This window comes from Microbulbifer yueqingensis (assembly GCF_900100355.1).
GTDB lineage: Bacteria > Pseudomonadota > Gammaproteobacteria > Pseudomonadales > Cellvibrionaceae > Microbulbifer > Microbulbifer yueqingensis.
The window spans coordinates 355881-377703 of record NZ_FNFH01000001.1; the positions used below are offsets into that span (position 1 = coordinate 355881).

20 protein-coding genes are annotated in these 21823 nt (G+C 62.1%); 13 read left to right on the forward strand and 7 right to left on the reverse strand.

Features of this window, described 5'->3' with window-relative positions; translation table 11 throughout:
• Positions 1–78 precede the first annotated feature (78 nt).
• A complete protein-coding gene (locus BLT26_RS01620) occupies positions 79–543 on the reverse strand; it encodes a TlpA family protein disulfide reductase (protein ID WP_091507150.1) in 465 nt (154 codons plus the stop codon).
• Complete coding sequence (locus tag BLT26_RS01625) at positions 485–1885, reverse strand: YihY family inner membrane protein (protein ID WP_091507154.1); 1401 nt, start codon at positions 1883–1885, stop codon at positions 485–487. Before BLT26_RS01625 ends, BLT26_RS01620 begins: the two co-directional genes overlap by 59 nt.
• 120 nt (positions 1886–2005) lie before the next feature.
• Between BLT26_RS01625 and arsC the strand changes: the two genes are divergently transcribed.
• The 7 genes from arsC (at position 2006) to BLT26_RS01660 (ending at position 7184) form a co-directional block, all read left to right on the forward strand.
• Positions 2006–2350: an arsenate reductase (glutaredoxin) gene (gene arsC, locus BLT26_RS01630; RefSeq protein WP_091507157.1), complete on the forward strand. Its 345-nt coding sequence runs from the start codon at positions 2006–2008 to the stop codon at positions 2348–2350.
• Positions 2350–2964 (forward strand): NAD(P)H:quinone oxidoreductase, encoded by a 615-nt coding sequence (gene wrbA / locus BLT26_RS01635; protein WP_091507160.1) that lies wholly within the window; start codon positions 2350–2352, stop codon positions 2962–2964. The genes arsC and wrbA overlap by 1 nt, the downstream gene beginning before the upstream one ends.
• Positions 2961–3308 (forward strand): DUF2069 domain-containing protein, encoded by a 348-nt coding sequence (locus BLT26_RS01640; protein WP_091507164.1) that lies wholly within the window; start codon positions 2961–2963, stop codon positions 3306–3308. Before wrbA ends, BLT26_RS01640 begins: the two co-directional genes overlap by 4 nt.
• Before the next feature lie 30 nt (positions 3309–3338).
• Positions 3339–5198 (forward strand): signal peptide peptidase SppA, encoded by a 1860-nt coding sequence (sppA, locus tag BLT26_RS01645; RefSeq protein WP_091507167.1) that lies wholly within the window; start codon positions 3339–3341, stop codon positions 5196–5198.
• A 222-nt stretch (positions 5199–5420) separates the two neighbouring features.
• Positions 5421–6164 (forward strand): glycine zipper 2TM domain-containing protein, encoded by a 744-nt coding sequence (locus BLT26_RS01650; protein WP_091507171.1) that lies wholly within the window; start codon positions 5421–5423, stop codon positions 6162–6164.
• A gap of 234 nt (positions 6165–6398) precedes the next feature.
• Entirely contained in the window at positions 6399–6815 is a 417-nt protein-coding gene (locus BLT26_RS01655) for a helix-turn-helix domain-containing protein (RefSeq protein WP_091507176.1), read from the forward strand.
• Positions 6816–6935: 120 nt separating this feature from the next.
• The gene (locus tag BLT26_RS01660) at positions 6936–7184 is read left to right on the forward strand and encodes a superinfection immunity protein (RefSeq protein ID WP_091507180.1); all 249 of its coding nucleotides are present in this window, start codon (positions 6936–6938) and stop codon (positions 7182–7184) included.
• 170 nt (positions 7185–7354) lie between these two features.
• On the opposite strand, the gene BLT26_RS01665 is transcribed toward BLT26_RS01660, so the two are convergent.
• Genes BLT26_RS01665 through BLT26_RS01675 form a run of 3 tightly spaced genes read right to left on the reverse strand, consistent with a single transcriptional unit; the run spans position 7355 to position 12388 of the window.
• Positions 7355–8143 carry a CLCA_X family protein gene (locus BLT26_RS01665; protein WP_091507183.1) on the reverse strand — a complete coding sequence of 263 codons (789 nt, stop codon included), beginning with the start codon at positions 8141–8143 and terminating at the stop codon, positions 7355–7357.
• A 49-nt stretch (positions 8144–8192) separates the two neighbouring features.
• Positions 8193–10691: an ATP-dependent DNA helicase gene (locus tag BLT26_RS01670; RefSeq protein ID WP_245720545.1), complete on the reverse strand. Its 2499-nt coding sequence runs from the start codon at positions 10689–10691 to the stop codon at positions 8193–8195.
• Positions 10692–10708: 17 nt separating this feature from the next.
• A complete protein-coding gene (locus BLT26_RS01675; protein ID WP_091507186.1) occupies positions 10709–12388 on the reverse strand; it encodes a VRR-NUC domain-containing protein in 1680 nt (559 codons plus the stop codon).
• Between the two features lie 845 nt (positions 12389–13233).
• Here BLT26_RS01675 and BLT26_RS01685 point away from each other — a divergent pair.
• The 3 genes from BLT26_RS01685 to nhaA all read left to right on the forward strand — a co-directional run bounded on the left by BLT26_RS01685 (position 13234) and on the right by nhaA (position 15941).
• Positions 13234–13782, forward strand: a complete 549-nt coding sequence (locus tag BLT26_RS01685) for a DUF1444 family protein (protein WP_091507191.1) — start codon at positions 13234–13236, stop codon at positions 13780–13782.
• 133 nt (positions 13783–13915) lie between these two features.
• On the forward strand, positions 13916–14269 hold the full coding sequence (locus BLT26_RS01690) for a hypothetical protein (RefSeq protein WP_091507196.1): 354 nt from the start codon (positions 13916–13918) through the stop codon (positions 14267–14269).
• A 322-nt stretch (positions 14270–14591) separates the two neighbouring features.
• Positions 14592–15941 (forward strand): Na+/H+ antiporter NhaA, encoded by a 1350-nt coding sequence (gene nhaA, locus BLT26_RS01695; RefSeq protein WP_091507199.1) that lies wholly within the window; start codon positions 14592–14594, stop codon positions 15939–15941.
• 94 nt (positions 15942–16035) lie between these two features.
• Here nhaA and BLT26_RS01700 read toward each other — a convergent pair whose 3' ends face one another.
• On the reverse strand, positions 16036–16347 hold the full coding sequence (locus BLT26_RS01700) for a DUF3175 domain-containing protein (protein WP_091507203.1): 312 nt from the start codon (positions 16345–16347) through the stop codon (positions 16036–16038).
• 318 nt (positions 16348–16665) lie between these two features.
• Between BLT26_RS01700 and BLT26_RS01705 the strand changes: the two genes are divergently transcribed.
• The 3 genes from BLT26_RS01705 to BLT26_RS01715 are packed head-to-tail and all read left to right on the forward strand — an operon-like array spanning position 16666 to position 20575.
• Entirely contained in the window at positions 16666–17586 is a 921-nt protein-coding gene (locus BLT26_RS01705) for an HAD-IIB family hydrolase (RefSeq protein ID WP_091507206.1), read from the forward strand.
• A complete protein-coding gene (locus tag BLT26_RS01710; RefSeq protein ID WP_091507210.1) occupies positions 17583–18806 on the forward strand; it encodes a glycosyltransferase family protein in 1224 nt (407 codons plus the stop codon). Before BLT26_RS01705 ends, BLT26_RS01710 begins: the two co-directional genes overlap by 4 nt.
• A 14-nt stretch (positions 18807–18820) precedes the next feature.
• Complete coding sequence (locus tag BLT26_RS01715) at positions 18821–20575, forward strand: sugar phosphorylase (protein ID WP_091507213.1); 1755 nt, start codon at positions 18821–18823, stop codon at positions 20573–20575.
• Between the two features lie 11 nt (positions 20576–20586).
• Here the strand turns inward: BLT26_RS01715 and BLT26_RS01720 are convergent, their stop codons facing one another.
• A complete protein-coding gene (locus tag BLT26_RS01720) occupies positions 20587–21822 on the reverse strand; it encodes an MFS transporter (protein ID WP_175452995.1) in 1236 nt (411 codons plus the stop codon).
• Position 21823 lies beyond the last annotated feature (1 nt).

A 21823-nucleotide genomic window follows, 5' to 3' on the forward strand; every position in this document is an offset into this window, starting at 1 on the left:
TAACAAGCGCGCCGGGCCAACATATAGTTGCTTTCGTTATAGCCTTAGAAGCAGATCACTTCTGGAACAGGCACGGTCTCAGTCTGCTTCACCTGCGGAAGACAGGCTGGCCACGGCGCGCTGCAGGTCTTCCTCCGTCTGGGGCCCCACCAGGGTCGTCACCCAGCGCCCGTCACTGTCGATTACCAGGGTGGTGGGCAGCACCTCCGGGCGCTGCCGGCCCCAGGTCGCGGAGGGGTCGCTGGCCAGCACCGGGAACTCGATGCCCAGCTCCTGCGCCTGGGCGCGGGAGCGCTCGGGCGCGGGGGCGTCGTAGTTGACCCCCAACACCAACACATTTTCATGCTCGCGATCAAAACGATTGAGTTCGGGGATTTCCTCGCGACAGGGCTTGCACCACTCGGCCCAGTAATTCACCAGCAGGATCTTGCCCGTGGTATCGATACTGCCGCCGTCCAGGGTGGCAAGCCCCGCGCTGCCGCGGTCACACCCGCTTATTACGACGGCCCAGAAAAGAAAGGCTACCCATCCCCTTGTCATCATCTTTCGACTTACTGCTCTCGGTCGCACTCTTGTCACTCCCCTGCTTGCTTTTGCTTTTCCTGGTGGTAGTGGAGCCCTTGCCGCGCCGGCTGCGGCTCTTGCCGCCCTTGTCACCCTCGTCACCGTCGCTGGCGGCATCGCGAAACAGCTCGCCGACGGTGAGATCCAGTTGGTCGGCAGTGAAGTCCCGTACCGCATTGAATCTTCTTTCCAGCTCAGAGAACCACGGCTGTCCCTGCAGCGCCGCCTGGCTTGCGGACGACAGCGGAGCGGGGTTCAGCCAGCTGGCGAGCTGCGACAGCTTGATGGAATAAAGGTCGCGCTGCAGCACATAGTCGTTGCGATCGGTCAGGGTAAACACCTTGTGGCGCTGCAACACCTCGCGGATCCGGCGCCACTGGGCCGGCGTAATGCCCGCGCGGGAAATATCCCGGTCCCGCAGCGGCATCCCCTGCTGGTATTTCCGGAAGGCCTCCCACAGCAAAACCACAGTTGCCACCACATCCGAATACCTGCGCCCCTGGGCGGCGGCATCGTAAGCCGACAGCATGCGCACCAGCACACAGCCGGCCAGGACGATCATCCAGGTGAGATACACCCACATCAGGAACAGGGGTACGAATGCAAAGGCGCCGTAGATTGCCTGGACCGAGCTGCGTGCCACCATGATACCGAACAGGTTTTTTGCCGTTTCAAAGGCAAAGGCCGTGACCAGGCCCCCGACGATCCCGTAGCGCAGCGGTACGCGACAGTTGGGAACGGCCACAAACAGCAGCGTGAATGCCGCTGCCGTCAGCAGCAGCGGCAGGACCCCCAGCACCACAGGCACCAGGCCCATGGTGCCGCCCTCCGGCAGGAAGAGCTTCTGCGATATCAGGTACGTGGACATGGCCACGCCAGCGCCGAGCAAAATGGGGCCCAGGCTGAGGATCGCCCAGTACAGCAGGAAACTGGATACGCCACTGCGGCCGCTGGGGATATCCCAGATACTGTTGAAGGTCTCCTCGATATTGCGCAGCATGAACCCGGCCGTAACCATCAGGATGGCCACCCCGGCGCCGGTCAGCCGCTGTGCCTGTGACGAGAAGCTGCGGACATATTCCTGCACCTCGCGACCGCTCGCAGGCACGAAATGCTCGAAGATCTGCTCCTGCAGCTTGTCCTGCAGGCCGGCAAAATCGGGGAACAGCGACAGCATGGCGTAGCTGACAGTGACCAGCGGCACGATCGCGAACAGGGTCATGTAGGTGAGCGCCGCGGCGTTCTGGCGGCAGTTTTTCTCGTTGAACAGCGTCCACAGGGAAACCAGGAAGCGACGCCAGCGATGTACCTGTTCGGTCATGGGGAGTTCCGTATCTCTGACCTGCCGGTGAATACCTCCGCACCGGCGGCTATATAGTTTTTTTTCGTGTTAAGACTGTGCCTGATAGAATACGCCAAACCATAACAGGATACCCTTGTCATGTGGACGATTTACCATAACCCCCGCTGTTCAAAATCTCGCCAGACCCTGCAGCTGTTGCAGGACAAAGGCGTCGAGCCGGAGGTTGTGCTCTACCTGGAGACGCCGCCCGACGCCGCCACCCTGCGCGAGCTGCTCAAAAAACTGGGCATCGACGCGCGCGAGCTGCTGCGCACCGGTGAAGACGCCTACAAGGAACTGGGCCTCAAGGACAGGGACCTGGCCGAGGACGACCTGATTCGCGCCATGGCCGAGCACCCGAAACTGATCCAGCGCCCCATTGTGGTCAAAGGCGAGCGCGCCGTACTCGGTCGCCCACCGGAAAACGTGCTGGAGCTGCTCTGATGTCCGGCGATACCGAGAATTACATCCTGGTGCTTTATTACAGCCGCACCGGCTCCACGGCAAAAATGGCCGCGGAAATCGCGCGCGGCGTCGAGGCCGGCGGGGTTCCCGCGCGGCTGCGCACCGTGCCTCCGGTGTCGCCCGATACCGAGGCCAGCGCCCCGCCGGTGCCCGATGAAGGCGCGCCCTACTGCCGCCCGGAGGACTTGCGCGAGTGCGCCGGGCTGCTGATGGGCAGTCCCACGCGCTTTGGCAATATGGCGGCACCGCTGCGCTACTTCCTCGACCAGACCGGCGATATGTGGCTCGACGGCAGCCTGGCGGGCAAGCCTGCCGGGGTGTTCACCTCCACCGGCAGTATTCACGGCGGCCAGGAGACCACGTTGCTGTCGATGATATTGCCCCTGCTCCACCACGGCATGCTGATCGCCGGGATCCCCTATTCCGAGCCCCGCCTCATGCGCACCACCAGCGGCGGCACCCCCTACGGCGCCTCCCACTGGGCCGGCGGCACCGAAGATGCGCAGCTGACCGAAGACGAAACCGCCCTCTGCCGTGCCCAGGGCACCCGGCTGGCAGAGCTGGTGAAGAAGCTGGGAGGCAGCGACCGATGAGCGCTACCATTGCCCGCAAACTGGCATTTGCCCGGCGCCTGAACTGGGCCTGCTACGCCGGCCTGCTGCTGTTGTTCGCCATCTGGAACCTGTTTCTGGAAGGCGGTTCGCTGGTCCTGTGGCTGTTGCAGACGGTACCCCTGCTGCTGGTGCTGCCGGGGATGCTGAAACAGCGCTACCGCAGCTACCTGTGGCTCTGCTTTATCCTGCTCATTTACATCTGCGCCAGCATAGTCGACGTAATGATGCCCGCGCGCGGCTGGCAGGATGGCGTACTGCTGGTCCTTAGCCTTACCCTGTTCTTCTCGGCCATGATGGCCAGTCGCTGGCAGCGTATGCTTTAGGGTGCGCCACCTATCAAGGAGATAAGAGGTTTGACCGAATCAACCCATCGAAAAGGATTCATCCGCCGCTTCTTCGGCGGAATCGGCGCCGCCATCACCTGGCTGCGCCGCGTGTTCACCAACCTGCTGTTCCTGCTGGTGCTGTTGTTTCTGGGGCTTGTCATCTTCGGCAAGGATGAACAGCTCACCATTCCGCAGGGCGCCGCCCTGCGCGTGGCGCCCACCGGCTTCCTGGTGGATGAAGTAACGCCGCCGCGGAGCCTGCCCGAACTCCTGGGCGGCCCGCCGGGACGCGTGGAGACACGGGTGAAAGACCTGGTGGACGCAATCGATTACGCCGCCAAGGACAAGCGCATATCTTCCGTGGTGCTGGAACTCGACTACATGATGGGTGCCAGCCTCAGCAAGCTGGAGGAAGTGGGTGCAGCGCTGCAGCGCTTCAAGGCCGCGGACAAGCCGGTCTACGCCGTGGGGGAAAACTACACCCAGGCCCAGTATTTCCTCGCCAGCCATGCAGATGTCATCTACCTGAACCCCATGGGCTCGGTGCTGCTGACCGGCTTCGGCAATTACCGCAATTATTTCAAAAGTGCACTGGACAAGCTCAAGGTCAACTTCCACGTGTTCCGCGTTGGCGATTACAAGGATTTCGTGGAACCCTTCACCCGCGACGACATGTCGCCGGCATCCCGGGACAACAACCAGCGCTGGCTCAACGAGCTGTGGACCGAGTACACCGAGCAGGTGACCGGGCTGCGCAACCTGCCGCCGGAAGCACTCGATGGCTTTATCAATGAGCTGCCCCAGCGCCTCGAGGCCCACTCCGGCAGCTGGGCCGAGGCCGCCCTCGACCAGCAGCTGGTCGACGAGCTGGCGGGCCGCCGCGTCGCGGTGGACAAGCTGAAGGAAACCATCGGCGCCGGGGAGGACGACATCGGCTACAGGGGCATCGACGCCCTCAAGTACCTGCGCAACCAGAAACTTACCCATGTGCCCAAGCCGACCGGGAACAAGATTGCGCTGGTCGCCGCCACCGGAGCCATCGTCGACGGCGAGGCTCCCGCAGGCCAGATCGGCAGCGCCACCCTGGGCAAGCTGATTCGCCAGGCCCGCGAGAAAGACGTCAAGGCGCTGGTGCTGCGCATCGACAGCGGGGGCGGCTCGGCATTTGCCTCGGAGGCCATCCGCCAGGAGCTGCTGGCCACCCGCGAGGCGGGCATCCCGGTGGTGCTGTCCATGGGCAGCGTGGCCGCCTCCGGGGGCTACTGGATCGCAGTCGGCGCGGACCGGATCTGGGCCGCCCCCTCCACCATTACCGGGTCTATCGGCGTGTTCGGCGCCTTCCCCACTTTCGAGGAATCCCTGGAGTCGCTGGGCATCTACAACGACGGGGTGGGCACCACCGAGCTGGCCGGCGCCATGCGCCTCGACCGCCCGCTGCCCGACAACGCCGCCCGCATCCTCCAGCAAGGTGTCGACAACACCTACGAACGCTTCCTGCGTATCGTCGCCGAGGCCCGGGAAACCACCACCGAGGAGGTCCACAAGATCGCCCAGGGCCAGGTCTGGACCGGCCGCGCCGCACAGCAACTCGGGCTGGTGGACGAGCTGGGCTACCTGAACGACGCCATCGCCTCCGCCGCCCAGCTGGCGAAGCTGGAGCAATACGAGGTGGTGGAGATCAAGCGCCCGCTTACCCCCGGCGAATGGCTGGTAAGCGCCCTGTCCGACAATATCGATGCCCGAGTCACCGCGGGCCTGGAAGCGAACCTTCCGCTCGGCGCATGGCTCGCCAGCCTGCAGCCGGCCCTGGAGCCGCTGGCCGAACTGCGCAGCTTCCGCGATCCGCGGGCGCTCTACGCGCGCTGCCTGGCCTGCCGCGCTCCCTGACCTCCCCCCACCCCGCGGCAGGCGGCTCGCCTGCCGCGGCTTCCCTTACCGGGTGTCACTTAAAAGGGTGATCCCGGTCGCATCCCCGGCCCCCGGCGCTCCTTTACGATGGAACCAATTGGTAAAATCGACGCCATACCACCGGTGCCATCCGTCCGCATGGCCGCGCGCGCATGATGACGGGAAATACCGATAACCAGATCAACCCCTAACGAGGTGCCCATGAAGAAGCTGGCGCTACTGACCTCCCTGCTGCTGTGCGGAAGCCTGTCCGCCGCCGTATTCGCCGAGCCACCCGAGGGCCGCGGCTGGAAAAAGCACAAGCACAAACACGAGCACTACGCCGCCAAGGAAGAATACTGGGACGGCAACTGCAAGGTGGAGCGCAAGTGGAAGCGCAATGGCGACTACGAGGAAGAGCGCAAGTGCCGCGGCGACCGCTATTACGACGACCACGAGCACCGCCGTGTGGATGTGGTGGTGCTGCCGCCCTGGTTCGACCAGCGCGCGCCCGAGCCCGAGTACCGCCCGGAATGGCGTCCCCAGCCGCGTCGCACTTCCACCCGCTGTAACAGCGAGAAGGTGGGCCGGGTGCTGGGCGGCATCATCGGCGGCGTGATCGGCCACCAGATCGGCGACGGCCGCGGCAATACCGCCGCCACCATCGGCGGCGCCATCGCCGGCGTGCTGGTGGGCGGCAAGATCGGCGAGCGCATGGACCAGCGCAACCAGGCCTGCGTGGCCCAGGCGCTTGAATTCGCGCCGGAAGGCCAGCGCATCACCTGGGACAGCGAACAGGGCCACGAGCGCTACGCGGTCACCCCCGGCCCGGTACAGCAGCGCGGCGACCGCTACTGCCGCCCGTTCACCGCCGAGGTCATGGGTTCCGGCGAGCCGGTAGTCACCAACGGCTCCGCCTGCCGCCAGCCCGACGGCACCTGGGTGCAGTCCCAGCAGCGTCTCTGACACACCTGCGTGCGGGACCGGCGGCAATCGCCGGTCCTATTGCCGGTCTTCCCCCGGCCGGCGCCCCCTCTTCCCAATGGACAGCAGAAGCCCACCAACCGCACAGCAGAAGCTGCCGCTGCTGCGCGCCATATGTTTAAAAAATGATCGTGTCGTAGTGGTGGCGGCCACATGACGTCACCGACAGCAGCTTAAATACCTGATTGTTTCCTCGAACGGAGGTGAGGAACTGGAATGATTGTCAAGAAGCTAAGAGAAAAGCACAACTGGTCCCAGGAGCAGCTAGCAGTACTGGCTGGTGTAAGCCTGAGAACCATTCAAAGAGTTGAAGCTGGCAATAAGGCCAGTCTGGAGACTCTCAAGTCCCTCGCCTCTGTTTTTGAAGTAGAACTTACGAAACTGACAGAGGAAATTGTAGTGATTGATAAAAAAAGCGGAGAATGGAAGTCTGAGCCATGGTACATAAGGCTGTTTTTACTTGGTGTTAGAAAGCGCTCTCACATGGTTGCGATAGAATATCTCTTACTGGCGCTTGGTGCACTTTCCTGGCTTCTAGTTAAGCCCATGGCAATTACGGCACCACTCGCTTTTTTCTTCGCATATACCAACTCCAAGTTGGTGGCATACATTGATAAAAGAGCGTACTGGTAAGCACGCACGGCATCAGGGCCTGCAAACGTCGCGAAAGCGCGACTGGTGCAATTTTGCCCTCCATCCCAGCACCCCTTACCGGGCGTACTATTTATCAGCGAGGAAAAATAGGTGGATTTAATGAACAATCTGTTTGCAGGTGATAACTACGGCGCGATAGCGATGGCTTTTGCCGTTGTTGTCCTGTTGTGGTTTCTGCCCGCAGTGCTCGCGTTCTTCTTCAACCGCAAGCATTTTAAATTGATACTGCTCGCCTGCATTCCAGCAGGGTTCTCCTTAATAGCGTGGGGAGGAGTCCTGGCCTGGGCTACAACTGGTAAAGTCGTGGACAAATACGCTGATCGCGCCAATCAGGCCTCAAAAACCTGAGGGGCACAGTTATCAGGTGGGGGTTAAAGCCGGTATATCTCTGCTTAAATAGCGCTGCCCCTCGATCCAAAACCAATCACCGAGGTATACCTCATGCCAGAACCATCGACAGAATTCTGAGTGCTCTTAAAGGTTTAAATCCCACGCACTTACTCAGGGCATCGATTTTTTCAACCACCGGCTCCCGTATTCTTCCACAACGCCGCACCAAGAACAGAAAAGTAGTCCCTGAACGCTGCATTGATCTGCTGCCGATGGCGGCCGGTGGGATAGAGCCCCACCCGTGCCTCCTCCGTAGCCTTGGTGCCGGCCACCAGGAAATTGTTGCTGATCGACGCATCCTGCACGAAGGCCTCGAAGGCGCGGGCGCATAGCTCCGCCGGTTCGCTGTAGTAGACACAACCGTTCGCCCGGTCCATTCTGGCGGACACGCGGAACAGTTCACTGGGGTTCTCGCCGTCCTCGTCCAGCATGACCGCCCGGAAGCAGGCAAACAGATAATCGTTCAGCGTATGGGGCACCGGGGTGGCGTCGCGCAGCCATGCCTCGGAGGCGAACATGCCCGGGCGCGCATCGCTGAAGGCCTTGTCGGCCAGGTAGTGGTCCAGGGCGTGGAACCACTCGTGGGCGATGGAGCCGGGGCCGGCATTCTTGGCCAGCGAGAAGGTCCTGGAGGCCGGATGGTAATGGGCCGAGATGCCGCGGCGCCCGCCCTTGCCGTATTGGAATGACAGGCTGCCTCGCAGGGAAACCAGGCTTTCCGGGCCCTGCAGTATCGCCATCAGGTCGGCGAGGGCGTCGTAGAAGAGGCCGGCGGCGCGGTCGCGCTCCTGCTGTGTTACCCAGCGGCCGATAGTGATGGAACTGAAGCCGAACCGTCGCCTCACATCGGTGAAGGTGACCGGCTGCCCTTCCTGTCGGGCCGGGCCGCTGCGATAGAATTTGCGGTCTAATACCATTGGTTTCGCTATCGTATTAGCTATTGCAATAAAAACTTCGCCGCCGGCCTCACTCGCCGGCGACCGTCTCCCAGAAATTGCCGAGACCGTCGGACAGTTCTTCCGCCCTGCGGCAGAGCCGGGGTTGCCAGTGCTCCGGGTACAGGTTTCGGTAGAAGGGGTCGGCAAAACGGTAGTCGGCCAGGATCACCACGCCGCGGTCGGACTCGGTGCGGATCACCCGCCCGGCTGTCTGCAGCACACGGACCAGGCCCGGGTAGCGGTAGGCGGTATCGAAGCCGTCACCGCCGGCATTCCCATCTTGCGCCTCACTGGCCCGGCGCAGCAGTTCCTGCTCCTCGCTCACCTGGGGCAGCCCCACACCGACGACGATGGTACCCACCAGCTGCTCTCCCACATAGTCGATGCCCTCCCCGAACACGCCGCCCATAATGGCGAATCCCAGGCTCCTGCGCCCCACGGTGAAGTACTCCAGGAAGGCGGCACGCTCCCCCTCCCCCGCCCCGGCCTGCTGCATCACCAGGCCGATTTGTGGGTAGCGCTCCGCGAAGCGCTCCGCCACCTGCTGCATAAAGCGGTAGGAGGGGAAAAACACCAGGTAATTGCCCGGGCGGCTTCGGTACACCCTCCCCACCATATCCACCAGTGCATCGGTAGCGTGCTCCCGGGCCCGGTAACGGGTATCCACATAGGGGCAGAGGAATATCCCCAGCTGCCCGGAGCGGAATGGCGAGGGCAGCGCCAGGTAGGGCGCGTGCGGTTGCAGGCCCAGCTGGTGGCCGACATAGGCGCGCGGCCGCAGTGTGGCGGAAAAGGCAATTACCGCGTGAAATTGCCGGTAACACTCCTGCAGGTAAGCACCGGCATTCAGGCACAGCAGCTTCAGCTCTTGCTCCTCCCAGCGTGCGCCCCGCTTCGCAACCCGCGTCAGGCAGGTGTGCCGATCCGAAAGCAGCTGCTCGATGCAGAGGTAGCGGTAAACTTCCTTTAGCCACTCAGCGATTTCCTCCGGCGGCGCCTGGGCCTGCTCGGCCAGCAGGCTGACCTCCGCCACCACCTTGTCGGCCGCGCGGGTGACGGCCTTGGGCCTGTGTTCCGCCTCATCCAGGGCCGTCACCCACACCTCGGAGTCCGGCCCGGCCGCCTCCTCGCGTCGCTGCGTCACCCACTTGTCCAGTGCACGCACCAGAGACTGGATGCGCCGGTACAATCCCGGATGTGATCTCCTGCAGGCCGCCGCGGCGCGGCGACTTTCGCTGCGGGTAAGGACGGCACTGAACATCCCGCGCGCGCGGTCGCCCAGGTTGTGGGCCTCGTCCACCAGCAGGGCCCGCCGCTCGTCCTGCTCCTGGAATACGGTCAGGCGAACCAGGGGATCGAACACGTAATTGAAATCGCATACCACCAGGTCGGCCCAGGGCAGCATCTGCAGCGACAGCTCGAACGGGCACAGCTGCCACCGGTCCGCCACCTCTGCCACTACCTCCGGCGTCAGCAGCGGCTGGCCCAGCAGCTCGCGGCGCGCCTCGGGCAGGCGGTCGAAGAAGCCCCGCGTGCGCGGGCAGATACCGTCCTCGTCCCTGCTGCACAGGCCCAGGCGGCAGGCACAAGTGCGGTCGCGCGCCTGGATCTCCAGCAGGGACATTTGCAGCCCGCCCCCGTGCAGGCGCGCCGCCGTCTCCCGCACCACCTGGCGACCGGAGTTCTTCGCGGTGAGGTACACCAGCTGGTCCACCTCGTTCTCCCCCAGCGCCTTGACGGCCGGGAACAGGGTGCTGACCGTTTTGCCGATACCGGTGGGCGCCTCCACCACCAGCTCGCCGCCGTCGCGCAGGCAGCGGTAGGCGGCTACCGCCAGCTGTCGCTGGCCGGTGCGGTATTCGGGAAACGGAAAGGCCAGTGCGCGGGCCGATGCATGCACCTGCTGCCGGTGGTGCTGCCAGAGCCGGTGCCACTGGATATATTCATCCAGGGCCGCGCGGGCGAAAGCCTCCAGCTCCGGCCAGCTGAACTCGCGCAATTCCGTATGGGTTTTCTTCTCTTTCAGGTTGTGCCACAGCATCTGCAGGGCCACCCGGTCGTCGGGGCCGGGGCTCTCACCCGTTTCAGCCTGACGCTGCAGGAAATAACAGAAACCGTAGACCTTGAGCTGGGCCCAGTGCAGCTGCCGCTGGCCCTCGCGCAGCTGCTCGGGCGGGCAGTAGGTGGTCTTGATCTCATCCAGCTGTACCGGCCGGTGCAGGTCCACGGCAGGGTGAAAGATATCGACGCGGCCGGTGAGAACCACCGCCTGCCCGTCGCAGCACAAGTGTGCCTGCAGGCGGTATTCCGCCTCGCTGCCCGACGGGCGCTTCTTCTGCAGCTTCTGGTGCGCCCGGATGCCCTCCTGGGCCGTGGGGCCTACGGCATTACCCACCAGGTCGCCGCGGCGACAGGCAAATGCCACCAAGTGGCGCACCGACAACTGGAGAGTGTCTTCACCTGGACCGGCTGCCTGCGGGTCCAGCGCCTGGGAGTCTCCCTCCCGCACTTCAACATGCTCGCTCAAGGCTGTTTCCTGCCCGCTCAAGGCTGCCACTCCACATGCAGGACCCGGTGGGGAATCCGGTGGCGGGCGAAGAACGCCAGCCAGCGCAACTGGTTCTGCTGCAGCCGGTCGCCGGGCCCCTTCACTTCCACCAGCTCGTAACCGCGCCGGGCCGGGAAGAGGACCAGGTCCGGCAGGCCATTGCGATGATGGCTTATGTCACCCAGCATGCGACGGAACAGCTGTCGCCAGTGTTCGGGCGGGATGCGTTCCAGTGCCAGTTCCAGCAGGTCTTCCGGCAGGGCCTCCCAGGCCACCAGCGGGTTGGCGATGCCGTTCTTCTCCCGGTAGTGCTGCCACACGCGCCCGGCCAGGCTGCCGCGGTCGAGTTCGGCCAGGCGCTGCTCGAACGCAGCCCGGCGCTGCGGGAAAAAGTCGGGACTGCGGAAATCGCTGGGGGCAACCTGGAAGGGATTGAAGAAGGCCCCGGGCACCGGCGCGAACAGGATGTCCCAGGTGTAGAGCCCCAGCACCCCCTTGAACAGGCTGTTCTCCACATAGAAGCACTGGGCGGGCGATACGTCGGGCTCCTCCTGCAGGTGGGCCGCCGCCAGCAGCTCGACCCGCTCTGGCAACCGGGGCAGCGCCACGGTTTCGGTAGGCGGCCGGGGCCGGGATGGGGGCTCCCACCCCTCTGGCTGTCCCGCCTTTTTGGCGGTGCGGAAGCCAAAGCTTTCCGCGAACACCTGCTCGGCCTCATTGTGCGGCTCCGCCAGTATCTCGCGGCAGATGGCCAGCGCGGCCTCGATATCGCCCCGCTTGGCGGCAATCCGCGCCCGGCGTTCCCGCGCCGGTGGGCGGGTACAGTGCCTGTAGAGCTGGTCGGCCGCGTCCAGGGCCTCCAGTCGCTCCAGCTGGCGCGCCAGCGCCAGGCGCAGCCGGTCGACCCGCCGGTGCAGGGTGGCGTCGCCCTCGCCGGCTTCCGGCAGCTGTTGGGCCAGCGCCGTTATCTCGTCGGCACCGGCCTCGAGTGCGCCATCCAGCTGCTCCAGGCAGCGGTAATAGCGCAGGTGCCGGTCGATCTGCGCGCGGTTCTGGAACGGCAGGTGTTCCCGCTCCAGCGGGTACTTCTCGTAGCGGTAGAGGCCCAGGTCACGCAGTACATAGTCGGTCAGGTCCTGACGCAGGTTGCCGAAGAAGCACAGTTTGAAGGTGTCGAAGTGCTCCGCCGCCTGCACGGCCAGCAGGGAATCATTCCCCAGCAGCGTCCTGCGCAGCGATTCCTGCTCGTCCTCGCTCCGCTCCAGCAGGGCCTGCTCCAGCGCTTCGCGCTTCATTGACCTGGGCAGGGAGACGGGGCTGCAGGCCTGCAACTCGGCCTTGGTGAACAGGGGCAGTATTTCTTCCAGCAGTAGCTCGGGGTTCCGCCGCAGCAGGCCGGCCTCACACAGCGCCTCCGCCGCCGCGGGGAGCTGGTCGATTTCCGCGTAGGCCAGCTTGTGCTCGCGGAACAGCGCCCCCGCCGATGACGGCACCCCTTTGCGCGACAGCAGTCGTACATAGAGGCGCTGGCTGTTCGCCTCCAGCGCCCGGAACGTGACATAAAACTGGCGTTCACCCTCGGATAACAGCGGCCGATAGCGCTCGACCACAAAGTCCACGAGAGCGCGGAAATTGGTCAAATAATAATCCGGTGCCAGTTCGACGGGGGTGGCCATTATCTGCTGCTGGTTATTTGCGGAGGATTATGGTGGTATTCCGATGACGCAGGCTCGACAGGGCGTGAGGTATTGCGCCCTGTAGCGTAGCGGCCGGATACTGGATAAGCATACAGAACGCCCTGCGAGTGAACAATCGCCCGGCACGACCGGTCGGCCATCCGGGGTCCCGCTGACCGCTCGTAGAGATACAGTTAACCCGGGGCCGTATAACTAATGGAAAAGGGCTAATCGAAACACAATTTGCAGTTGCTCACCTGCAGGAAGGTTCCCCTCTCATATGAGCTGACCTCCCGCCTTCACTATTTCCAATGCCGCGCGCCGATAACGGATAAACGACTTGAGAACGCTGAGCATTTTGTCACTCCTTTTGGTCCTGCCAGGCTGCAAGGGCCAGTTTCAGGGCACCGTCTACTTTGGCCCCGAGGCCATGTTTTTCGTTCCCTGTGGAGAGGAAACACGCTATTGGCTTGAGACTGAAAGCTTTGATGCACCGGGATGGGACAAGGCACAGCGCGTCCTCAATGCGCAGCCGGAGTGCAGCCTTTCAACCATGCCATGTACGATGCAGCGGGTTGATATCAGGGCCCGGGCATCTTTCGGATTCATCGGGGACTATGGCCACCTGGACCAATATGATCGCAGCATTACGCTCAGGCATGTCTCGGCAGCCGGAGAGGCCGCCCAATGCGGTACGTGATCGATTGGCAGGCTTAAAGAGGGAAAGACGCTTGACGCTCTTCGGTCATTTGAGTGTACTGGCTGCTGGAATTTTAATCGCGGAAAACGTCAGGGTGCTCAAAAACCGGCTTACACCTCTAATGAGATGAGTTCCAGGAAGAGAGATGGATATCAAGAAAGCGATAGCTTATTTCAAACAAATAATACCAGGTGAGGGGCCATTGATTGTCGATATCCCCGACGACGACCAACCCTTTTGCCTGCCATTTTCGGAAGACATATCAATATTCTTCCTGATTGATAATGGCGACAACTATACACTGGTGCAAAACCGCGATTTAGAACGGCAAAACATTTCACCCGCCCAACTTTTCGAAATAGGCATCAACAATCTCGATAACATCAGGGAAAATGAGATTGAAGTCAGCAAACACAACGAAACCCTTATATTTAGCGGCAACGGCAACCTTGAGGCATCGTTGCTCCTGATTCCTGAATTATGGGATATAGGCCTGGAGTCCTTCTGCCCGAATGGTTACGTTGCCGCTATCCCGGCGAGAGATGTACTCGCTGTTTGCGACCGAAATGATTCGGAATCCATCAGTGAGTTACGGGAAATCATTGAGCGCGTATGGCCAGGTGGTGATCACCTGTTATCCAAGACACTGTTCGTACGCGAGAACGGCAGGTGGACGCCATCGGGCGAAATCTAATACGTAACAGCCAGCAGCTCGACTTGCTGCCTGGCTTTTAGGGCTGGAGACAGTTTTGAGATTTTTTGTTTTTTTACTGGCAACAACGCTCACCTGTTCGGCACATGCAGGGGGATCTTCAACGCCAGTAAAGATGCTGCAATTTGCCGTGTACGGAGACAACCAGTACCTGCTGGTAGTGGAACCCCTGGCCCGGAGAGAAGGGCTTGCAAGGGATCGTTTCATCGGCAGCTGTCCCGTGTTCACCGTTATTGGAACTTATGACGGTAAGGGGCTGCTGGAAAAAGGGTATCTTCCGACGGAGCAAGATCACCTTACGGCCATCGGCTACCTCAAGGACACTCCCCGGGAGCTCCGACTGGGGTGGATGGGCAGTGGATTCAAGCCATTGAACCCGGACTATCCCTGTGTCGTAGCCAGCCGGGCGCTGCAGCTGCTCGGGGATGGAGACCATACCCGGGTTATCTCCTGGTACAGCCCGACGTAGTTGACAGCATTCCCCTCTTGCTCGCCCCCAGCCAAATACCCGCCGCAGCTCGTCCCCGGCCTGTTCCAGTACCTGCCACCGATCATAGGGAAGGCTACTGGCGGCGGGATTGATCACAATACCCGAATCCCTGGATTCGCCTGGACTAGAATCGGGTGACCCGCTCGCTGCTCCCCATGTTGGCCATGGCTGGTGGCACTTCCAGAAGAACGAAACCCGGAAGTAGTGCGTGCAGTAACAGCAACAAAGACCACAAAGCCAAGCCGGGCACTCGCGCGCAGGTGTTTGCAAGATAAGCGTTTGTCGGGAAAAAAGTCTTTTTATGAATACCGAGAAGCAAGGAAGTCCTCCAAACACCCGATTACCCCGGCAGTCTATTGATCGGCTGGCGAGACCCTTTGTGCGCTTCCTCCATATTGAGTCCGCTGGAGGGACTGTCCTTCTGGTTTTCACTGTTGCCGCCATGGTGCTATCCAACTCACCCTGGGCCGCGGCGTTCGAGCACTTCTGGGAAACATCCATAGGCCTTCACATTGGCCCACTGGAATTGACACGTTCGCTGCGGGAATGGATCAACGATGGCCTGATGACGCTGTTTTTCTTTCTTGTCGCACTGGAGCTCAAACGAGAGTTGATTCTTGGTGAATTGAACAAGCCGCGGACCGCAGCGCTATCCATAGCTGCCGCCCTGGGTGGCATGGGTGTCCCCGCTGCGATATTTCTGGCCCTGCAGTCAGGACAATCCGGCGCGCATGGATGGGGCATTGTTATGGCAACCGATACGGCATTTGTTATCGGTTGCCTGGCGCTGCTTGGTTCGCGCATACCGCAAAGCTTGCGCGTGTTTATGCTGTCTGTGGCGATCGTTGACGATGTCGGTGCCATTCTCGTCGTCGCCATCGGTTACAGCAGCGATATTGCCTGGTGGCCGCTGGCGCTGGCCGGGCTTGGCGTAGGGGTTATACGCGCCATGGCAAAGCTGGGCTTTCGTGGCTTTACGCTCTACATACTGATAGGAGTGCTCATCTGGTTTGCAGTGGATGCCTCCGGGATCCACGCCACCATCACTGGTGTGATGCTCGGCCTGATGACTCCGGCACGCCGATGGGTGAGCGACGAACGATTGTACGCCATTTTAAGTCAGGTCATTGCGCATCCCGCCACCAGGGAAAGCAGCGGGGCCACAAGCGACCGACACACATTGCAAATGGCCGAAACTGCCGCACGGGAAACGCTGTCTCCGGTTGAGCGGCTGGAAATCGTGCTGCATCCCTGGGTGGGCTTTGTCATCATGCCCCTGTTTGCATTTGCCAACGCCGGGTTGCCGCTGACGTTAAAAGACATAGATGGCTTGCTCGCCGTGGCAATTTTTTCGGGTTTCGTATTTGGCAAGCCCGTTGGTATCCTGTTGTTCAGCTGGCTGGCTATACGCCTGCATATTGCGACTCGGCCTCCAGAGCTCACCTGGAAGTTACTCGTTGGCGGCGGCTTCCTGGCCGGAATCGGATTTACCATGGCGCTGTTTATCGCCAATATGGCTTTCGGCGAGAGCCTCATTGACAGCGCGAAGCTGGGAATATTCCTCGCATCGATCTTTTCTGCAGTGGCGGGACTTGTAATCCTGAGGTTTTTGCCTGCCCGTGAAGGGACCCCGGCAGGAGCGCAAGAATAAAAACCTGATCATCCCGGATGACTCTTGCACAGCATGAAGACCTCGCTTGTTCAGTAAAGCCTCCCAGCTAGGGACATCGGCCCACTGGCGCCGCTCACTCCTTGCCAAAAAGCCGCCGCAATTCCCCCTTGGCCTGTTCCAGCACCTGCCGGCGATCGTCGGGCAGGTTGCTGCCGGCACGGTTGATGTAGAAAGTGAGCATGGACATTGCGGAGCGATAGGGGTCGGACTTGCGCTGCTTGCTGGCATCGGCGGAGCGCTTCAGCGACTTTGCGATCTCGACCGGGTCATCCAGGGTGAATACTCCCTCCTCCAGGTCCAGCGCGTGGCTCTTGCGGGTCACCTCGCCCGACCACTTGCCTTCCCCTTCACCGCTATTCTTTTGCTTCCTTTTTTTATCCGCCATCCTGGCCTCCGTTCCCGTCGCCTCTGTCTCCCTTCACACTACCTTCCTCGTTCCTCCGGCCGAGACATCCAGGGTGGATTGCTACGCCAGCCCTTCGCACCCTTGCGGTGCATTACCTGCCCCGCGCTCGCCTCGACTCACCAAGTTGCAGCATCTTTCGAGTAAAGACCATCGATTACCGCGACAGGTAACGAATCACGTGCCACTGCGCACCCCAATGGCGCCTGCCGGCCCAGTCCCTGGCCCATAATTCCGGGCTGGCACTATTTTTGGATTGAATTAGGGCATTACCGCAGCAGTTACCGGGAAGCGGGGGCAATGACTCAAAAAGCGCTGGACAAACACTGGCTCATCGTCAGCGATCTCGACGGAACGCTGCTGGACCATTTCACCTATTCCCACGCTCCCGTGGATGCACTACTGCGGCAACTCGAGGCGAGCTCCGTCCCGGTAATCCTCAACAGCAGCAAGACCCGCGACGAGATGCTGGAAATCCGCCGTGAGCTGGATAACCGCCACCCGTTTATCGTGGAGAACGGCTCGGCAATTTTCATCCCCTCGGGGTATTTCCCGGATATGCCTGCCGGAGCCCGGGAGCAGGATGACTTCTGGGTACTCGAGCCGGGCCTGCCCCGCGAGCGGCTACTGGATCACCTGCAATCGGATGCGGAGGCACACGGGGCGCCCTACCTGGGTTTCTCTGCCGCGCCGGTGGAGGAGATTGTCAGCGCCACGGGACTGTCCCCGGAACAGGCGCGCGCGGCAAAGGCCCGCAGCTATTCCGAGCCCCTGCTGTGGCGCGGCAGCGAGGAGGAAAAACGCGATTTCCGGGCCCGCGCCAGCGACGCCGGGCTGGCCACCCTCGAGGGCGGCCGTTTCCTGCACCTGCTGGGGGACACCGACAAGGGACGGGCCACCCGGCAGCTGCTGGGCTGCTACCGCCGCGCGGCACCCGCCAGCTACACCCTGGTGGCGGCCGGCGACAGCCCCAACGACCTGGATATGCTCGAGGTGGCGGACATCGCCTTAATCATCAGGGGGCCCCACCGCGAGCCACCCCAACTGGAGGAGACCGATTCACGCCGTGTCCTCACCAGTCGCCTCGAAGGCCCGGAGGGCTGGCGAGAGTGTATCGAACAACTGATCCAGCCTCATTCGGGTAATGGCGACAACAACGAAGCCACAGCTACCCAACGTGAAAATACAAGAACGCCCAGGCCCCACAGGAGGCAACAGTGACCGACTTTTTCCAGAATGGCTCCATTACCACCCTGCACAATCTCTCCAATCGCCCGCTGGACGAGATGGAGCGGGAACTGATGGAGTTCTCCCGCCAGCGCCCCATGTCACTGCTGCTGCCCTCCCTCTATTCCGAACTCGAAGGCCAGGCGCTGCCGGCTATCCTGGAACAACTGAAGCAGGTGCCCTACCTGTCCGAGATTGTCATCGGCCTGGACCGCGCTGACGAGGCCCAGTACCGCGATGCCCTGCGCCAGTTCAGCGTGCTGCCACAACATGTGCGGGTACTGTGGAATGACGGCCCGCGCCTGCGCGAGCTGGATGCCAGGCTGGAGGAACGCGGCCTGGCGCCCCGGGAAGCGGGCAAGGGCCGCAATGTCTGGTACTGCCTGGGGTATATCCTGGCATCGGGTCGCGGCGAGGCCGTCGCGCTGCACGACTGCGATATCGTCACTTACAACCGCCTGCTACTGGCGCGGCTTTTCTACCCGGTCGCCAATCCCAATTTCAACTACGAGTTCTGCAAGGGCTACTATTCGCGGGTGGCCTCGGGCAAGATCAACGGCCGCGTCTGCCGCCTGCTGGTGACACCGCTGATCCGCACGCTGAAAAAGATCTACGGCAACACCGAATACCTCGATTACATGGACAGCTTCCGCTATGCCCTGGCCGGGGAGTTTTCCTTCCGCCGCGACGTAATCAACGACCTGCGTATCCCCAGCGACTGGGGCCTCGAGATCGGCGTGCTGTCGGAGATGCACCGCAACTATTCCACCAACCGGCTCTGCCAGGTCGATATTGCCCATCGCTACGACCACAAGCACCAGAAGGTCTCCTTCGACGATGAGCACGCAGGCCTCTCCAAGATGTCCATCGATATTTCCAAGTCGCTGTTTCGCAAGCTGGCCACCCAGGGCATCGTCTTTTCGACCGAGACCTTCCGCAGTATCAAGGCGACCTATTTCCGTATCGCGCTGGACTTTGTCGAAACCTACCGCAACGATGCCATCATCAACGGCCTCACTTTCGATATCCATCGCGAGGAGCAGACGGTGGAACTGTTCGCGCGCAACCTGATGAAGGCCGGGCAGACCTTCCTGGAAAACCCGATGGAGACCCCGTTTATCCCCAGCTGGAGCCGCATTACCAGCGCCGCGCCGGAGTTCCTGCAGGAACTCAAGACTGCGGTGGAAACGGATTACGAGGAATACGGAAGTTAAGCCGGGAAGCACCCATGAATGCATCGACCGACGACATGTCCATCCGGGAGTTGCTGCACAAGCGGCTCTGCGAACACCTTGCCGTTATCTATCCTGACCAGGACGGGGAAACGCTGGCGCACCGACTGATACAGATGATGCGGTTGCACGACCAGTGCCAGACCCCGATTGCCCACAAGAACCTCTGGGACCAGACCGACATACTGGTGATCACCTACGGCAATACCATCCGCAGGAGAAGCCAGCACCCCCTCAAGACCCTGCACCACTTCCTCAAGACCCACTTCACCATGCTGATCAACAGCGTGCATATACTGCCGTTCTTCCCGTATTCCAGTGACGACGGCTTTGCGGTGATCGACTACAAACAGGTGGACCCCTACCTGGGCGACTGGAACGACATTTTGCGTATCAGTACCGACTTCCACCTGATGGCCGACCTGGTGATCAACCACTGCTCCGCCGAACACCAGTGGTTCAGGAACTTCCAGGAAAATGTCTCGCCCGGCAAAGACTATTTCTTCTGTGTGAACCCGAACGAGAACCTCTCGGGCGTCGTCCGCCCGCGCACCACCCCATTGCTTCGCGCCGTATCCAATGGTGAGGAGACCTGTGCGGTGTGGTGCACTTTCGGCCACGACCAGATCGACCTCAATTTCCGCAACCCCGAAGTATTGCTGGAGATGGTGGACATCATCCGCCTGTACCTGGATATGGGTGTGCGCATCTTCCGGCTCGATGCCGTCGCCTTCCTGTGGAAAAAGATCGGCACCAGCTGCATCAACCTGGAGGAAACCCACGAGATAGTGCGCCTGCTGCGGACCCTGATCGAGCACGCCGACCCCAACGCGGTCATCATCACCGAGACCAATATCCCCAACCGGGAGAACCTGTCGTATTTCGGTAACGCCAACGAGGCCCACTGTATCTACAATTTCTCGCTGCCACCGCTGTTGCTGAACACCCTGGTTTCGGGCAGTTGCTTCCACCTGAAGAACTGGCTGATGAGTATGCCCCCGGCCCAGAACGGCACCACCTACCTCAACTTTATCGCCTCCCACGACGGCATCGGCCTGCGCCCGGTGGAGGGCCTGCTGAGCGACGAGGAACAGGAGGGGCTGATCCAGGCCATGGAGAACTTTGGCGGGATGATCTCCTGGCGGGCACTGGACGACGGCAGCCGCAAGCCGTATGAAATCAATATCTCGCTGTTCGATGCCATGCGCGGCACCACCAGCGGCGAGGACGGATGGCAGCTGGAGCGCTTCATCTGTGCCCATGCGATCATGCTGGCACTGGAGGGCATACCCGCTTTCTACATCCACAGCCTGGTGGGCACCACCAACGACTATGAGCGGGTACTGGAACACGGGCACAACCGCGCAATAAACCGGCGCCAGTGGCGCGAGGAGGAGCTGAACCAGGAACTCGCCAACCCCCTCTCCCACCATCACATTGTCTTCAATCGCCTGCGACGGCTGATCCAGGTGCGCCGGGACCAGCCCGCCTTCCATCCCAACGCCACCCAGTTCACTTTGCACCTGGGAGACCAGGTTTTCGCCTTCTGGCGCCAGAGCCTGGATCGCCGGCAGAGCATATTCTGTATCAACAATATTTCCGACGAGGAACAGTGCATCACCCTGTCGAGTATCAACCTTATCGGGACAGATAACTGGAAGGATTTGATCGGCGACGAGGTGCTCGAGGATATGCTCGGCTGCGTTACCCTCGCCCCGTACCAGACCATGTGGATCAGCAACCGCTGGTAAACAGCCGGCAACTAGCCGGGCCGCTGTGCCACCCGCAGGCGGCGCAGGGCGCCGTTGAGGGTGGCCAGTGCAAAGGCCAGGAAACTCAGGATGCCGGCCCACAGCAGCGTGGTGAGCGGCGCGGCAAATTCACTCACCACCCCCGCGCCCAGGGCCCCCAGCGCGGCGCTGCCAAAAAGCGCCAGTTGGTAGATGGAAATGATACGGCTGCGCACCTCTGCCGGCGCCAGCAACTGGACGATGGCGCGGCCGAGCGCCGCCGACGCCGCCGCCACCGCGCCCCAGCACAGGCACAGCAGCATCAAACCCAGCGGTGTGGGCCCGATACTGATTCCCACCAGCAGTGCGGCGCTGTATAGCAGGCACATCAGGATACCCCGCCCCGGCGTGCTGCCCTGCCCCCGGCGCAGCATCGCCACCGTCGCCAGCACGGTCCCGGCGACGAAGGCCAGCTGCAGGGTGGCGTAGTAGCTGGCTCCGCGGCCGTAGTCGGCGGCCAGCAGCGGCAGCACCACCAGGAAAACCCCGATATGGACAAAGCCATTGAAGGCCACCAGCACAATCAGCTCGCGCAGTGGCGGGCTGCGCCAGGCCTCTTCCAGCCCCTCGCGGATGAGTGCCAGTGGCAATACCTTCTCGAAGGGCCTGGCCGCGGTGCGAAAACGCAGGGAATACAGCAACAGTGCCGCTGCCAGCAGCACGCCGACCTGCAGCGACAGCAGCGGCCTGACACCCCACTGGTCAAAGCGGCTCGCCAGCAGCATGCCCACGGCCTGGCCGCCGTACTGGGCCAGCATCATCCAGGTGACGGTGGCCTGCACGCGGTGGTGGGACACCTCCGCGGCGTCCCGGTGGGCGCTGCGCTGTACCAGGTTGTCGCGTGCGGGTTGCAGGAAGGCGGTACAGATGCCGAGGCTCGCACCGTACAGCAGCAGCACCAGCAGGTCCGGCAGCCGCAGGCTGAAATACCACAGCAGCGCGCCGTGGCAGGCGGCCAGGCCCAGGCAGGCAAGCGCCGACACCGTGGCCGCGTCGCGCCGGTCGGCCAGCACGCCGCCGAGCAGCAGGAACAACAGGTTGGGCAGCAGTACCGAGGCCTGCACCCAGCCCAGGTGCAGCGCGGGCAACTCCACTACGGCCACGGCGATCCACGGCAACAGGATCACCTGCAAGCCAGTGGCGAGCGAGGTGCAACCGTAGCCCAATAGGAATGCGTGTAATCTCCCCGGCAAGCTGGCAAGCGACATC

Bases quoted from the DNA above. Each gene is read 5' to 3' on its own strand.
- wrbA (WP_091507160.1), top strand. From the start codon at position 2,350: ATGTCCGGCGATACCGAGAATTACATCCTGGTGCTTTATTACAGCCGC.
- BLT26_RS01665 (WP_091507183.1), bottom strand. From the start codon at position 8,143: ATGGTATTAGACCGCAAATTCTATCGCAGCGGCCCGGCCCGACAGGAA.
- arsC (WP_091507157.1), top strand. From the start codon at position 2,006: ATGTGGACGATTTACCATAACCCCCGCTGTTCAAAATCTCGCCAGACC.
- BLT26_RS01660 (WP_091507180.1), top strand. From the start codon at position 6,936: ATGAACAATCTGTTTGCAGGTGATAACTACGGCGCGATAGCGATGGCT.
- BLT26_RS01675 (WP_091507186.1), bottom strand. From the start codon at position 12,388: ATGGCCACCCCCGTCGAACTGGCACCGGATTATTATTTGACCAATTTC.
- BLT26_RS01715 (WP_091507213.1), top strand. From the start codon at position 18,821: ATGAATGCATCGACCGACGACATGTCCATCCGGGAGTTGCTGCACAAG.
- BLT26_RS01625 (WP_091507154.1), bottom strand. From the start codon at position 1,885: ATGACCGAACAGGTACATCGCTGGCGTCGCTTCCTGGTTTCCCTGTGG.
- BLT26_RS01620 (WP_091507150.1), bottom strand. From the start codon at position 543: ATGATGACAAGGGGATGGGTAGCCTTTCTTTTCTGGGCCGTCGTAATA.
- BLT26_RS01705 (WP_091507206.1), top strand. From the start codon at position 16,666: ATGACTCAAAAAGCGCTGGACAAACACTGGCTCATCGTCAGCGATCTC.
- BLT26_RS01720 (WP_175452995.1), bottom strand. From the start codon at position 21,822: ATGTCGCTTGCCAGCTTGCCGGGGAGATTACACGCATTCCTATTGGGC.
- BLT26_RS01690 (WP_091507196.1), top strand. From the start codon at position 13,916: ATGCTGCAATTTGCCGTGTACGGAGACAACCAGTACCTGCTGGTAGTG.
- BLT26_RS01655 (WP_091507176.1), top strand. From the start codon at position 6,399: ATGATTGTCAAGAAGCTAAGAGAAAAGCACAACTGGTCCCAGGAGCAG.
- BLT26_RS01700 (WP_091507203.1), bottom strand. From the start codon at position 16,347: ATGGCGGATAAAAAAAGGAAGCAAAAGAATAGCGGTGAAGGGGAAGGC.
- BLT26_RS01640 (WP_091507164.1), top strand. From the start codon at position 2,961: ATGAGCGCTACCATTGCCCGCAAACTGGCATTTGCCCGGCGCCTGAAC.
- BLT26_RS01685 (WP_091507191.1), top strand. From the start codon at position 13,234: ATGGATATCAAGAAAGCGATAGCTTATTTCAAACAAATAATACCAGGT.
- BLT26_RS01650 (WP_091507171.1), top strand. From the start codon at position 5,421: ATGAAGAAGCTGGCGCTACTGACCTCCCTGCTGCTGTGCGGAAGCCTG.
- nhaA (WP_091507199.1), top strand. From the start codon at position 14,592: ATGAATACCGAGAAGCAAGGAAGTCCTCCAAACACCCGATTACCCCGG.